Here is a 12,947-nt window from a genome sequence, read left to right on the forward strand (position 1 = left end):
TTGTCCGTGGCCCCGCGCACGTCGGCCACCACCTCGCGCAGGCGGTCGGCCATCTCGTTGAGCGAGCGGGCCAGCACGCCGATCTCGTCCTTCTGATCGATGTCCAGGCTGCTGGTGAAGTCGCCGTGGCTCATGGCCTGGGCGAAGGCCACTCCCTTGGTCACCGGACCCGTGATGGCCCGGGTGAGGAAGAAGGCCAGGACGACGCCGACGAGCGCGGCCAGGAGCAGCCCGACCACCAGGACCACGGAGGCGGCCGAGAGGCTCGCCACGGCCTGGTCCGCGATTTCCTGGGTCTGCGTCATGCCCGCCGTGGCGGTGTCCTGGGCCGCAGCCAGAATCTGGCGTCCGGCATCGCGGCGCTTCACGTTCAGATCCTGGAGCCGGGACATGGCTTCAAGCAGGGTCTGGGCGTTGTTCTTGTACGCCATGGCCGCCTCGCGCGTGGCGGCCAGCTGCTTGATGTTGGCCTCCTGGCGCACGATGGGCCGGAGCCGTTCGAACAACTCCTCCAGGGTGCGGAAAAGGGGCTCCGCCTCCTGCATGAGCTTGGGGTCGTTCATGGCCTGGGACTTCCAGGCCGCCACGCGGATCGCGTTGCCTTGGTCGATGATGTCGTTGACCCAGGCGATCTTCTGGATGCGCTCGGTGTGCTTGTCCACCCCCGCGTTCTCGGCCAGCTCCTTCTTCTGGGCCGTCTCCATGTTTTCCAGAAAACGCCGGGTGTTGTCCATGAAGCTTTGGGCGTTGCGGTTCATGTCCTCGCGGTTGGCGGCCACGCCCTCGTTGATCCGGGCTGTTTCGGCCATGAGGGCCTTGTACTGGGTGGAGGCCTCCTGGGCCTTGACCGCGCCCTCCTTGAGCTTGACCAGCTTGGGGAACGCGTCCGAGTGGGCCTTGGTCTGGGCCAGGTACTTCTCCAGTTCGGCCTGCTCCTTGCCCGCCTCCTCCAGGTAGTTCTTGTTGCCGCTGTATGAATACGCCCGCACGGCGTACATCATGAGCAGGGTGTGCCGCTCGATGCTGTTGGCCATGCCCACTTCCGGCACGTACTCCCGGGCCAGCCGGGTGGAGTCGCCCTCCACGCCCTTCATGCTCACGATGGCCACGCCGCCGAGGATGGCGGCGATGAGGATGAGCGCCCCGAATCCGATTCCCAGTTTCACGGCCAGCTTGAGATTGTTCATGGATCCTCCCGCTTGTTGCCCCCTCCGCAGCGCCTGGGCCGGGGCTTTCACGGCCAGCATAGCGCGCCGGATGGGCAGGGCAAGGATTTCCGAAAAATTCTCAAACCCCGCGTGGAAGCGCCGGGAAGGATTGGATGTGAACGGTCAGAACAGGGAACGCGAGACGAGGCCCCGAGGGTCGCGGGCTTCCAGGGCGCGGCGGAAGGCGGCCTCCTGGCCCTGGTTCCGGGCGTTCTCCAGGGCCAGGGCGATCTCGTCCAGCCCGGGCTCCAGGCGGAAACACTTCAGGTCGGCCAGCCCGGCGGCCAGGCCCAGCCGCCAGTCCGTCCTCGCGCGCAGGGTCAGCTCGGAGAGCAGCCCCAGACGCATGGTTTCCAGGCCCGGGCAGGGTTCCAGCAGGGCTTCCAGGGCGCGGGTGAGGTCCATGTCTCCCGGCCGCAGGCGCAGGGCCAGGAAGAGGCATTCGGCGGATCGGGTCGGAAGGTGGCGTTCCAGGTCGAAGGGAAAGCCCGCCCGCAAGGGAGGCAGTCCCCGGCGTGGGACGCGGGCCCAGAGCGCGCAGAGGTGCGCCGGGTCGGCGGGCGGCTCGAGCAGGGCCTTGGCCGGGCGGGGCAGGGTCTTGAGGTGGCGGAACCAGAACTGCCGGGCCAAGTCGAAGCGGGACAGGCGCATGGCGGCCATGCTTCCGGCCAGATCCACGTCCGCCTCGCCCGCGTGGACGTTCCCGGCCAGCACGGCGGCCAGGGCGGCCAGGGCCTCCTCGCCGCGGTCCCCGGCCTGGGCCAGGAAGCGCAGGCGGGCCGCCAGCATCGGCGGCCAGGGCGGCAGGGAGTCCAGGAGCGCGGCCATGGATTCCGGCCGCATGGGGCGGCGTCCGGCCTCCCAGAGCAGATACAGGGCCAGCCCGAGCCAAGCGTCGGCCTCCGGGCCTCGGGCGGCGTTGTCCCCGCAGGAGGCGGCCAGCTCCAGGAGCCGCGCGGCGCGATGCGCGGGCAGGTGCTCCCGAAGCACCCGCTCCCGGGCGGCCAGGGCCTTGGTCCGGGCGGCCTTGGGGTTCTTCAGCAGGGAGTCCAGCACGGCCGCCAGCTCGGCCACGTGGGCGCAGACCTCGATCTCGCGGCCGGGCTCGAACAGGGCGTCCTGCTCCGGCCCGATGTCCTGGCCCAGGACGAGGCAGCCCGCCGAGGCGGCCTCGAAGAGCCGGAAGTTGACCTCGCCGGTGATGGACTCGTTGGGCGCGAAGCGGGAGTCGCGGTAGAAGGCGATCATCTCCGGGTAGGTCAGGTCCGAGGCGGCGGAGAGCCTCGGGCCGTAGCGCCGCTCCAGGAATTCCAGGAGCCAGCGCCGGGCCGGGCGTTGGGCCGTGACCCGGCCCACGAAGGCGATCTCGCGGCTCCGGCGCTCCCAGGGCGTCCAGGGCAGCTCCGCGCCGAAGAACGGCAGGTGGCGCACGGCCTTCTGGCCCAGGGCGGAGAGGTCGACGTCCCACTTCGTCTGGGTGGAGAGGACCAGGTCGAAGAGCCTGCCGTAGGCCGCCTGCCAGTAGCCGTTGAGGTGCGGGTCCAGGGCCCAGAAGACCTTGCGGCAGGAGAGTCCGCCCAGGCCGCGCAGGAGCACGCGCGAACCCAGGGTCTCCACCTGGACCAGCAGCTCCGGCTCTTGGCCGCCCAGGGCCTCGACGACGTCCAGGTCGCCGCCGTCCGGGGTCAGGTCGGCGACGATGGCGCAGCCCAGGTCCGCGAAGGCCCGGGCCAGGACCCGGGGCGCGTTCACGAGGCAGAGCCGGGGCCGCTCCATGGTCAGGCCGTCCAGCGGCCCCAGAGGGAGCGCGGCAGGATCTTGTCCGAGCCGGTCTGGCGCAGGGCCAGCTCCCCCACGTCCAATGTCCCCCCCAGGCCCTCCAGGGCGTCGGAGAGGAGGTTGCGGAGCATGAGCGCCGAGGCGTCGGTGTTGTACATGGTCAGGATGAGAAAACGGGCCTGCTCGGAGAGCAGCTCCCGGCACTGTGCCAGGAGTTCGGAAACCTGGCGCTCGACCTTCCAGAGCTCCTTCTTGGGGCCGCGTCCGAAGGCGGGGGGGTCCAGGAGGATGGCCTCGTAGCGTTTGCCGCGCCGCAGTTCGCGGGCCACGAACTTGCCCGCGTCGTCCAGGATGAGGCGCAGGGGGGCGTCCTGCAGGCCCGACAGCTCCTGGTTGCGGCGGGCCCAGGTCAGGGCGGGTTTGGAGGCGTCCACGTGGGTCACCTCGAAACCGGCCTTGGCCGCCACCATGCTGGCCGCGCCGGTGTAGCCGAAGAGGTTCAGCAGGCGGCCCTCGCCGCCGCTTTCCAGGATCGCCCGCCAGTGCGGCCACTGCTCGGGGAACACGCCGATGTGCTTGGAGGTCTCGGTGAAGCGGGCCAGCAGGCGCAGGCCGTCCAGCTCCAGGGTCCATTCCCGGGGGCAGTCCGGGGCGAAGGTCCAGGCCCGCTCGTCGTGCACGGCCTGGGCCCGGTTCCAGGCGGACTCGGGCAGGCGGGGCCGCCACCAGGCCCGGGGTTCGCCGCGCACGACGAGCACCTCGCCGAAGCGCTCCAGCTTGCGCCGGTCGCCGCAGTCCACCAGCTCGTACTGGTCCCATTCGGAGCAGAGAACCTCGATCAGCACCGTTCGGCCTCCGGGATGTCCGGCGGCAGGCCGGGCTTGGCCGCCTGGGTCCGGGCCAGGAGGTCGCAGCGCTCGTTCTCGGGATGGCCCGCGTGGCCGCGCACCCAGTGGAAGGCGACCTCGTGGGCCGCGAGCAGGGGAATCAGGGCCCGCCAGAGATCCTGGTTCTTCACCGGCTTCTTGGCGGCGGTCTTCCAGCCGTTCTTCCGCCAGCCTTGCAGCCAGTTCTTGGTCACGGCGTCCTTGATGTAGGTGGAGTCGGTGTAGAGATCCACGGCGCAACGGCGCTTGAGGGCCGAAAGGGCCTCGATGACCGCGCGCAGCTCCATGCGGTTGTTGGTGGTGGCGGACATGCCGCCGGACAGCTCGCGGGTCGTCTCGCCCAGGCGCAGCAGGGCGCACCAGCCGCCCGGGCCGGGATTGCCCAGACAGGAGCCGTCGGTGAAGATGGTCACGCGCTCGTCGGCGCTCATGGTCGGTTTCCTTCCCGCTCCGGTTCCGGAGCGGTCGCGTCGGCCTGCCCGGCGTCCGGGCGGTCCAGGTTGTCCAGGCGGGTCCAGATCAGGGCCAGGGCCGTTTTCAGTCCCTGGGGCCAGTCCCCGGACGCCCAGTAGGGTTCGAAATGCTCGCGCTCCAGGTAGGCCGACAGCTCGCCGCCCAGGGCCCGGCGCATGAGCGGGGGGAAGGCCGCGGCCACCCCGCGGGCCTCCGGGTCGATGCCGAAATAGAGCGTTTTGGAGTCGATCTCGGTGAAGTCGGCCGCCCCCGGGCCGATCTCCACGCGGGCCTGGACGCCGAAGCGGTCCTTGAGGCTGTCCGCGAAGCCGGTGACGAAGGAGCGGTCCTCCTTGGACAGCAGCCCGGCGGGGTCCTTGAGCGCGCCGCCCGCCGTGATCTCGCGCATCCGGCGCTCGGTGTTGTGCCAGAAGGCCAGGGCCACTCCGAGGAAGACCACGAAGAGCCCGACGGTGCGCAGGAAGCGCTCCACGGGTGTGCGGCCCCGCACCAGCGGGCCGGTCGAGGTTCCCTTGCGGAAAAACATGTCCGTGCCTCCGCCGCGCAAGCTACCTTGCGTCGGGCCGCATGGCAAGATGGGAGCGGCTCGCGGGGCGGAGGCTCGGCGCGAGTTGCTTTCCCGGGCGGGCTTTGCGATAACATGCCCCGATGGGCGCGCATGCGCCCCGAGGACGCACACGATGAAGAAATGGCTGATTATCGGCCTGGCCTTGTTGTTCGCCGGAGGCGGAGTCTGGTTCTGGACCTCACGGGGCAAGGACGGAGGCATCCGCATCCTGAAGACCGCCAAGGTCGAGCGCGGCGAGGTCCGCAAGGTTCTGGAGGCCACGGGAATCGTCAAGCCCCAGGTGGGCGCGCAGATCCAGATCGGTTCGCGGGTCACGGGCATCCTGGCCAAGGTGCCGGTGCGCGTGGGCGACGAGGTGAGGAAAGGCGACCTGGTGGCGGTCATCGACAGTCGGGAGCTGAAGGCCAAGCTGGCCCAGGCCGAGGCCCAGCGCCGCCTGTCCCAGGCCAAGCTGGACTACGCGCTCAAGGATCTGGAACGCAAGCGCACCCTGGTGGGCAAGAAGCTCGAGTCGCAGAGCGTGCTGGACCAGGCCGTGCAGGCCGCCGAGGTGGCCCGTTTCGAGACCGCCGCCAACCAGGCCGCCATCGACACCCTCCAGGTCCAGCTTTCCTACACCAACGTCTACAGCACCATCGACGGCGTGGTCAGCCAGGTCACCTCCCAGGAGGGCGAGACCGTGGTGGCCGGCATGCAGGTGGCCAACCTGGTCACGGTGCTCGACCCGACCCTGTTGGAAATGTGGATCTACGTGGACGAGTCCGACGTGGGCCGCGCGGCCCGGGGCCTGCCCGTGGAGTTCACCGTGGACGCCCATCCGGGCGTGGTCTTCCACGGGACCATCGACCGCATCTACCCCGAGCCGGAGATCAAGGACAACATCGTCTACTATCGCGCCCTGGTCCAGGTGGACCGGGCCGACGCCGGAAGGCTGCGGCCGGAGATGACCACCCAGTGCAAGATCATCGTGGAGGAGAAGAAGGGCGTGCTCTCCATCCCCAACGCGGCGCTCAAGTGGGTGGACGGCCGCCAGGCCGTGTTCGTCCCCGGGCCCGAGGGCGCGGCCCGCGAGGCCCAGGTGGAGCTGGGGCTGGCCGGGCTGGACCGCACCGAGGTTCTCTCCGGGCTCGAGGAGGGCCAGGAGGTGGCGGTGCAGGTGGTCCTGCCGGGCCAGAAGAAGCAGAAGGGGAGCTGACGGTGGCCGGGCCGCTCATCCTTCTCGAGGGGATCGGCAAGACCTTCGCCATGCCCGGGGGCGAGGGCGCGTCCGTGACCGTGCTCCGGGACATCGACCTCATGGTGGAGGCCGGGGAGTTCCTGGCCCTCCAGGGCACCTCGGGCTCGGGCAAGTCCACCCTGCTGTCCATCATCGGCCTGCTGGACCGGCCCACCGCCGGGCGCTACCTGCTGAACGGCCGGGACGTCTCGCATCTTTCCGACGACGAGCTTTCGGACCTGCGCAACGCGACCCTGGGCTTCGTCTTCCAGAGTTTCCACCTGATCCCCTACGCCACGGCCCTGGAGAACGTGCTCCTGCCGGGCATGTACTCCCATGCGCCCCAGGGCCGCCTGCGCAAGCGGGCCCACGAGCTGCTGGAACGGGTGGGCCTGGGCGACCGGGCCGATTTCCGGCCGGGCAGGCTCTCCGGCGGTCAGCAGCAGCGCGTGGCCATGGCCCGGGCCCTGCTCAACGACCCGGACCTGCTCCTGGCCGACGAGCCGACCGGGCAGCTCGACTCGGCCACCAGCGCCGGGATCATGGACCTTTTCCGGGAGATCAACGCCACGGGCAAGACGGTCATCCTCGTGACCCACGACGACGAGGTGGCGGCCGCGGCCCGGCGCGTGGTGCGTCTGCGCGACGGCCAGGCCCGGGAAGACCCCCGGGACGGAGCCGGGGGATGACCCCCGGAACCCTGGCCCGGGCCCTGGGCATGGCCCTGGACGCGGTGCTGGCCTTCCGGCTGCGCACCCTCTTCGTCTCCCTCGCGGTCGCCTTCGGCATCGCCGCCCTGACCCTCATCGTCACGGCCGTGGACGGGGCCAACCGCATGGCCTACCAGATCGTGGACATGTTCGGCCCGGACGCGGCCCTGATCTTCGGCGGGAACATCAAGAAACGGGCCGTGGGCGAACGCACCCTGACCCTGACCGCGGAGGACGCCCGGAGCATCCGGCGCTCCCTGCCCGGGGTCTATCTGGTGACGCCCATGCGGGCCAAGTTCGACGTGACCGCCCGCTACGAGGGCCGGACCGCCGCCGGGCTGGCGGCCGTGGGCGCGCTGGAGGACTACACCAAGGCCTGGAACTGGCCCCTGGCCGAGGGCCGCGACTTCACCCCCGAGGACGTGGAGCGCGCGGCCAAGGTCTGCCTCCTCGGCGACAAGCCGGCCCGGACCCTGTTCGGCGACGAGTCCCCCGTGGGCCGGACCATCTTCCTGAACAACGTGCCCCTGCTGGTGGTCGGCAAGCTGGCCTACCGGGGCTTCTCCGGCGGTGGCGGCGGCCGCGAGGTGGATGATCGGGTGATCCTGCCCCTGCCCACGCTGACCAACCGTTTCAACCTGGACCGCAAGTTCTTCGTGGGCCTGCGCGTGAAGTTCAGCGACGCCACGCGCATGGAGTCCCAGGTGGCGGCCCTGAAGGCCATGCTGCGTGAACTGCATCATCTGCCGCCGGAGGCCGACGACGACTTCACCGTGCTCACGGCCGACGAGGTGCTGGCCTTCCTGGCCATGCTCAAGGGCGGGCTGATGGTCTTCCTGGGGGTGACGGCGGTGGCGGCCCTGGCCGTGGGCGGCTTCGTGCTGGCCAACCTGTTCGCCCTCTCGGTCACGGAGCGGTCCTCGGAGATCGGGCTCAAGCGGGCTCTGGGGGCGCGATCCTCGGCGGTGCTGGCCCAGTTTCTCTTCGAGGCCGTGATCCTGACCCTGGCCGGGGGCATCCTGGGGCTCTTCCTCGGGCTCTCCCTGGGCCAGCTCCTGACCCGCCTGGAGATCCTGACCATCCAGTTCTCCTGGAAGGTCTTCATCATGGCCCTGGTCGGCTCGCTGGTCGTGGGGTTGGTCTTCGGGCTCAAGCCCGCGCGGCAGGCCGCCGCGCTCGATCCGGTGGAGGCCCTGCGGGGCGGGGGCTAGGCCGCCGGGTCGGTCTGCGCGGGCAGCAGGACCCAGACCGTGGTGCCCCGCGCCTCGTCTGTTTCGAAGCCCACCGATCCGCCGTGGACCTCGGCGATGAGCCGCACCGCGTAGGTGCCCAGGCCCGTGCCGAATTCCTTGCCGTGGGTCGAGTACTTCTCGAAGAAGCGGCCGCGCACGGCCTCGGGCACCGCGCCCATGTTCTGCACCGCGAGGCGGACGAAGCGTTCCTCGCGGGAGAGTTCGACGCCGACGGTCCCGCCTTCGGGCGCGGCTTCCAGGGCGTTGGCCAGGAGGTTCAGGAACAGCGACTGGAGGAGCAGATCCTCGCCCCGGACCAGGAGCGTGTCGCCAAGTTCCGGAGGTTCGCCGTCCACCCGCACCTCCACCGCCAGGGAGCGGGCGCGGGCCAGGTTGCGCATTTCCTCCACCCCGCCCAGCACCAGGCCCAGAAGGTCCACGGACACCGGCCGCACGGCGTAGATCCCAGCCTCCATCTTGTAGAGATCCAGGGAGCGGTTGATCATGTCGAGCATCTTGCGGCTGGTCTTCTCCAGATGATCCAGGAGCTGGAGCTGGTCCGGCCGGAGATTGCCGTGGCCGCGCAGGATGCGCGGCACCGAGAGGGCGCAGATGAGCGGGGTCTTCAGGTCGTGGCGGGTGATGTGCTCCACGTGCTCCTTGAGCTCCTCCAGCTCGCGGCGGGCGGTCACGTCCCGGCCGATGGCGATGGCCTGGAACACTTCGCCGCGCTCGTCCAGCACCGGGGAGAGCCCCACCTCCAGCCAGATGATCCGGCCGTCGGCGTGCTGCACGCGGAAGGCGGCCTTGGCGTGACGCTTTTCCTGGAAGACCGGGCGGGCCAGGGCGTCCCGGACCAGCTCGCGGTCCGGGGGATGGATGAACTCCTCGGGCGGAGACTCGGCCAGGACCTCCGGCGGATAGCCCATGACCCGGATGCAGGACGGACTCATGAAGACCACCCGGCCCGAGGCGTCATGCAGGCTGATGATCTCCCCGGCGTGTTCCGTGACCAGGCGGAAGCGGGCCTCGCTCTCGGCCAGGGCCGCTCGGCTCCGGTCCTCCTCGCGGGCCTTGCGCAGATGCACGAAGAAGAGCGCGGTCATGAAGACCAGGCTCAGGAACAGGGGCCCGGCCATGAGCGGCAGGCCGCGTAGGAAGCCCGCCCGGATCTCGGACACGGGCTTGTTGGCCACCACCACCAGCGGCTCCCCGGCCAGGCGCAGGAAGGAGGCCACCACCTTGCCGGGCAGCGGACCGCCGTCCATGACCAGGGTGCCCTCGATGCGCTTCTGGGCCAGGGCCTCCAGCAGGGCCGGATGGGGGGCCTTGCGCCCCAAGACCTCCGGGATGAAGGGATAACGGGAGAGGATCACGCCGTCGGAGGAGAGCAGGGCCACGGCTCCGCTGCCCAGGTTGGCGCGGGCGTGGAACTCGGCCAGGTAGGAGGGCTCCAGCGCGGCCACGGCCACGCCCAGGAGCCTGCCCCGGCGGTCGCGCACCGGGCGGCTCACGGTGAAGAAGGGGCGCCCGGTGAAGCGGCCGGGCAGCAGCGGGCCGATGACGTGGCCCCCGTCCAGGGCCACGGCCCGGGAGAAGTATTCCTGCTGGGCCACGTTCAGGTCCGGGGCCGGGAATTGGGCGCTGTAGAGGAGCATCCGGCCCCGGGCGTCGACCAGCCAGATGGAGCGCACCTGGGGCAGGCGAGCGGCCAGATCGGAGAGGATGCGCCAGCTTTCCTCGGATGACCTGAGCGTGTTCCAGTCCTCGCCGCGTACGCGGTCCGCGGCGTGCAGCAGGCTCAGGTCCACGGTCTCCAGGGTGCGGTGCAGGTGCTGCTGGAGAACCTTGGCCGAATAGGCGGTCTCCAGTTCGGCCTCGCGGTAGGCGTTGTCCAGGGACACGCGGATGGCCACGCCGAAAGCGGCCAGCACGGCCAGCAGAGAGAGGATGAAAAAAAAGGTCAGCCGCCGGGCGGTCCGGGAGGGAGCTGGAGGGTGTGGAGAGGCTGGCGGCATGCGGTGTCCTTCCCCCGGTTCCGGCCGCTTGGGCGGAACCCGGGACGCCCTTTTGTTGTGACAGAAAGGGAGGAGACCGTCAATTATACGGATTTGCGGGTTTTTTCGAAAAGCCGAAGGGTCTGGAACGCTCCCCACTCAGGATTCGAAGGGCCGGTTTTCCGCCAGGCAGGCGCAGAGTTCGGCGTAGACCTCCCGCAGACGTTCGCGGCGCGGATCGCCGTTCAGGCGCGCCAGCAGGCGGGACGAGAGCGTGCCCTTGGTCAGCAGGAGTTCCAGGGGTTTGCGCCAGGCCGGGTCGAAGCCGTCGGTGGGCAGGGCGTTCTTGGCCATGAACAGCCAGATCTCCGAGGCCTTGCAGGAGCGGCGGTTGGTCAGGCCCAGGGCGTGCAGGTAGGCCGGGTCGTCGATGACCGCCTGATGGCCGCCGCGGATGACGTTCTCCAGGATTCGGGCCAGGGGCTCGGCCTCCCATTTCTTCTGGTCGGCCCAGTCCTGCCAGGTCTCGGCGGCCACGGCGCGGATGGCGGCCACGGCCAGGGCGGCCACGGCCAGGTCCGCGGCCGGGCACTCCTGGGTGTCCAGGACGCGGATCTCGACGGCGTCGCGCTCGAAGCGGGCGATGGCTCCCCGGGCGTTGAGCCACTCGTGGCGCAGGACGCCCTCCTTGTCATGGGGGCGGATGGCCTTGAACATGGGCTTGAGGATGCGCTTCTCGTACTCCCGACGGGTGAAGGCCCGTTCGGGCACCACCAGCCCCGCCACCTGGGGGATGCGTTCGGAGTTGTGGCGGTAGGCCTCCATGCGGCTGTCGGCCAGGCCGGTGGGGCTGCCGTCCAGGATCGGCGTGCTGGCGGAGAGCGCGGGGAGAATGGGCAGGATGAGGCGGATGGCCGCGTGCAGCCTGCCGAACTCCTCGTCGCCGGAGAAGGGCAGGTTCAGGTGCATGCTCTGGAGGTTGGCCCAGCCGTGGCCCTGGCAGTTGAAGATGCGGTTGAAGGCCGCGTAGACCGCGTTGTACTCGTGGGGCCAGAGTTCGGTCTCCCGGTTCGGGTCCATCCAGGGATGGGCCCCGCCGGGCATGAGCTGGCCGCCGATGGGCGCCAGCAGGCCGTTGGCCCGGGCCACGTCGGCGGCGAAGCGTTCCGAGAGCCCTTCCAGGCTGGGGGCCGGGCCGTTGGTCTTGAACTCGATGACGTGCAGGACGAGTTCGTTGGACCAGGCCGTGTCCCCGAACTCCACGTCCGAGGTCAGGTGTCCGGCGGCGGCTTCCAGGAGCCGGTCCGCGGCCGGGTAGACGTCCAGGGTCCGGGCGTCCACGATCATGTACTCCAGCTCCACGCCGTAGCCCTGGAAGAGATGCAGCGGCGCGCTCACAGGGAGCCCCCCAGGGCCTTCTTGTTCTCGACGCGGCGCAGGAAGACCTCCATGAGCCGCAGGTACAGTTCCTCGCCCAAGATTTCGTCCTCGACGCCGTTGTCGATGTTGGGGTTGTCGTTCACTTCCATGACGTAGACCCGGCCGTCGACCATCTTCAGGTCCACGCCGTAGAGGCCGTCGCCGATGAGTCCGGCGGCCTTGAGCGCGGTGCGGATCACGGCCTTGGGGGCCTTGCCCACGGGCAGGCTCTCGGCCTTGCCGTAGACGTCGCTGCCGTCCTTGCCGGTGCGCACGATCTGCCAGTGATCCCCGGCCATCCAGTACTTGCAGACGAAGAGCGGGCGGCCGTCGAGCACGCCCACGCGCCAGTCGTAGTCCGAGGGTAGGTACTCCTGGGCGATGACCAGGTCCGAGCGTTTGAGCATGGCCTTGGCGCCCTCCATGAGGCCCTCGCGGTCGCAGGCCATGACCACTCCCTGGGAGAAGGAGCTGTCGGGCTGCTTGAGGATGCAGGGCAGGCCGAAGTCCTGGAGCGCCTGCTCCACGTTCTTGGAATGCACGATGATGGTCCGGGGGGTGGCGACCTTGTGACGGCCCAGCAGCTCGGCCAGGAAAACTTTGTTCGAGCAGCGCAGGATGGATTCGGGGTCGTCGATGACCACCAGCCCCTCTTCGGCCGCCTTGCGGGCCATGCGGTAGGTGTGGTGGTCCACGTTGGTGGTCTCGCGGATGAACAGGGCGTCGAACTCCGAGAGCCGCCGCGAGTCGTCGCGGGTGATGAACTCCACGCCCATGCCCAGGGACTCGGCGGCCTTGGCGAAGCGCTTGAGGGCCTTCTGGTCCGAGGGCGGCCGCTTCTCGGCCGGATCCTGGAGAATGGCCAGGTCGTAGGGCGCGGGCGAACGCTTGGGGATGACCAGCTTCTTGCCCGCCAAGTATTCCGAGGCCACCTCCGAGGCGAAGGGCAGCTCCTTCTTGGGAATGTCCTTCATGGACAGGGGCGAGACGTTCTGGAGATACCAGTCGGCGCAGGAGTGGTTGAAGTCCGCGCGCAGGAACGGCGCGGGAAAGAACTTGAACAGCCGGGAGGCCAGGGGCTCCAGGCCCTTCTTCTGGGTCCGGCCGAAGTAGATGTTCAGGGAGAACTTGCGCAGGGCCCGGCCGTCCAGGAGCTTGACGATGAGTTCGTCCAGTTCGTCCGAGGCCAGGCTGATGATGCCCATGGACTTCAGATCCTGGATGGTGGTCACGCTGGGCACGGGCTTGTGCTTGCGGGCCTCGGCCAGCAGCGAGACGTAGTAGCCCAGGCTCTGGTAGCGGTAGGACTGGCAGAAGTTGAAGACCTTGGCTCCCTTGAGCGAGGAGAAGGAGGCGTCGGAAAGATAGGTTCTCGCGGCCACGGGCTCGATGCCCGAGAGCGTGAGCGGACAGTCCTCAGGATTTTCGATGACGGTCAGGATCAAGCGGTGCGCCTC

11 protein-coding genes are annotated in these 12,947 nt (G+C 69.6%); 3 read left to right on the forward strand and 8 right to left on the reverse strand.

Annotated elements, in window-relative coordinates; translation table 11 throughout:
• The 5 genes from H587_RS0112025 to H587_RS18430 form a co-directional block, all read right to left on the reverse strand.
• A partial coding sequence (locus tag H587_RS0112025) for a HAMP domain-containing protein (protein WP_027176485.1) occupies nucleotides 1–1,187 on the reverse strand: 1,187 nt, incomplete at its 3' end.
• A gap of 144 nt (nucleotides 1,188–1,331) precedes the next feature.
• Nucleotides 1,332–2,984 carry a glycosyltransferase gene (locus tag H587_RS0112030; protein WP_034609327.1) on the reverse strand — a complete coding sequence of 551 codons (1,653 nt, stop codon included), beginning with the start codon at nucleotides 2,982–2,984 and terminating at the stop codon, nucleotides 1,332–1,334.
• Between the two features lie 2 nt (nucleotides 2,985–2,986).
• The gene (locus tag H587_RS0112035; RefSeq protein ID WP_051202741.1) at nucleotides 2,987–3,832 is read right to left on the reverse strand and encodes a class I SAM-dependent rRNA methyltransferase; all 846 of its coding nucleotides are present in this window, start codon (nucleotides 3,830–3,832) and stop codon (nucleotides 2,987–2,989) included.
• Nucleotides 3,826–4,305, reverse strand: coding sequence for a ribonuclease HI (gene rnhA / locus H587_RS0112040; RefSeq protein WP_027176488.1), 480 nt, complete (start codon nucleotides 4,303–4,305; stop codon nucleotides 3,826–3,828). Before rnhA ends, H587_RS0112035 begins: the two co-directional genes overlap by 7 nt.
• A complete protein-coding gene (locus tag H587_RS18430; RefSeq protein WP_051202743.1) occupies nucleotides 4,302–4,874 on the reverse strand; it encodes a TPM domain-containing protein in 573 nt (190 codons plus the stop codon). The genes rnhA and H587_RS18430 overlap by 4 nt, the downstream gene beginning before the upstream one ends.
• Nucleotides 4,875–5,028: 154 nt before the next feature.
• On the opposite strand from H587_RS18430, the gene H587_RS0112050 reads away from it, so the two are divergent.
• From H587_RS0112050 to H587_RS0112060, 3 genes are read left to right on the forward strand one after another with little or no spacing between them, the layout of a single operon-like run.
• Nucleotides 5,029–6,111: an efflux RND transporter periplasmic adaptor subunit gene (locus H587_RS0112050; protein WP_027176489.1), complete on the forward strand. Its 1,083-nt coding sequence runs from the start codon at nucleotides 5,029–5,031 to the stop codon at nucleotides 6,109–6,111.
• Between the two features lie 50 nt (nucleotides 6,112–6,161).
• Nucleotides 6,162–6,821, forward strand: coding sequence for an ABC transporter ATP-binding protein (locus tag H587_RS0112055; protein WP_051202756.1), 660 nt, complete (start codon nucleotides 6,162–6,164; stop codon nucleotides 6,819–6,821).
• Nucleotides 6,818–8,053 carry an ABC transporter permease gene (locus tag H587_RS0112060; RefSeq protein WP_027176491.1) on the forward strand — a complete coding sequence of 412 codons (1,236 nt, stop codon included), beginning with the start codon at nucleotides 6,818–6,820 and terminating at the stop codon, nucleotides 8,051–8,053. The genes H587_RS0112055 and H587_RS0112060 overlap by 4 nt, the downstream gene beginning before the upstream one ends.
• Here H587_RS0112060 and H587_RS19755 read toward each other — a convergent pair.
• The 3 genes from H587_RS19755 to H587_RS0112075 form a co-directional block, all read right to left on the reverse strand.
• The gene (locus H587_RS19755; protein ID WP_051202745.1) at nucleotides 8,050–10,092 is read right to left on the reverse strand and encodes a PAS domain S-box protein; all 2,043 of its coding nucleotides are present in this window, start codon (nucleotides 10,090–10,092) and stop codon (nucleotides 8,050–8,052) included. The two genes, H587_RS0112060 and H587_RS19755, sit on opposite strands and share 4 nt — an antisense overlap.
• Nucleotides 10,093–10,230: 138 nt before the next feature.
• The gene (locus tag H587_RS0112070; RefSeq protein ID WP_027176492.1) at nucleotides 10,231–11,469 is read right to left on the reverse strand and encodes a carboxylate-amine ligase; all 1,239 of its coding nucleotides are present in this window, start codon (nucleotides 11,467–11,469) and stop codon (nucleotides 10,231–10,233) included.
• Nucleotides 11,466–12,935, reverse strand: a complete 1,470-nt coding sequence (locus H587_RS0112075; RefSeq protein WP_027176493.1) for a RimK family protein — start codon at nucleotides 12,933–12,935, stop codon at nucleotides 11,466–11,468. The genes H587_RS0112070 and H587_RS0112075 overlap by 4 nt, the downstream gene beginning before the upstream one ends.
• Nucleotides 12,936–12,947: the final 12 nt, after the last annotated feature.

The sequence above is a fragment of the Desulfovibrio aminophilus DSM 12254 genome (assembly GCF_000422565.1).
Classification (GTDB): domain Bacteria; phylum Desulfobacterota; class Desulfovibrionia; order Desulfovibrionales; family Desulfovibrionaceae; genus Aminidesulfovibrio; species Aminidesulfovibrio aminophilus.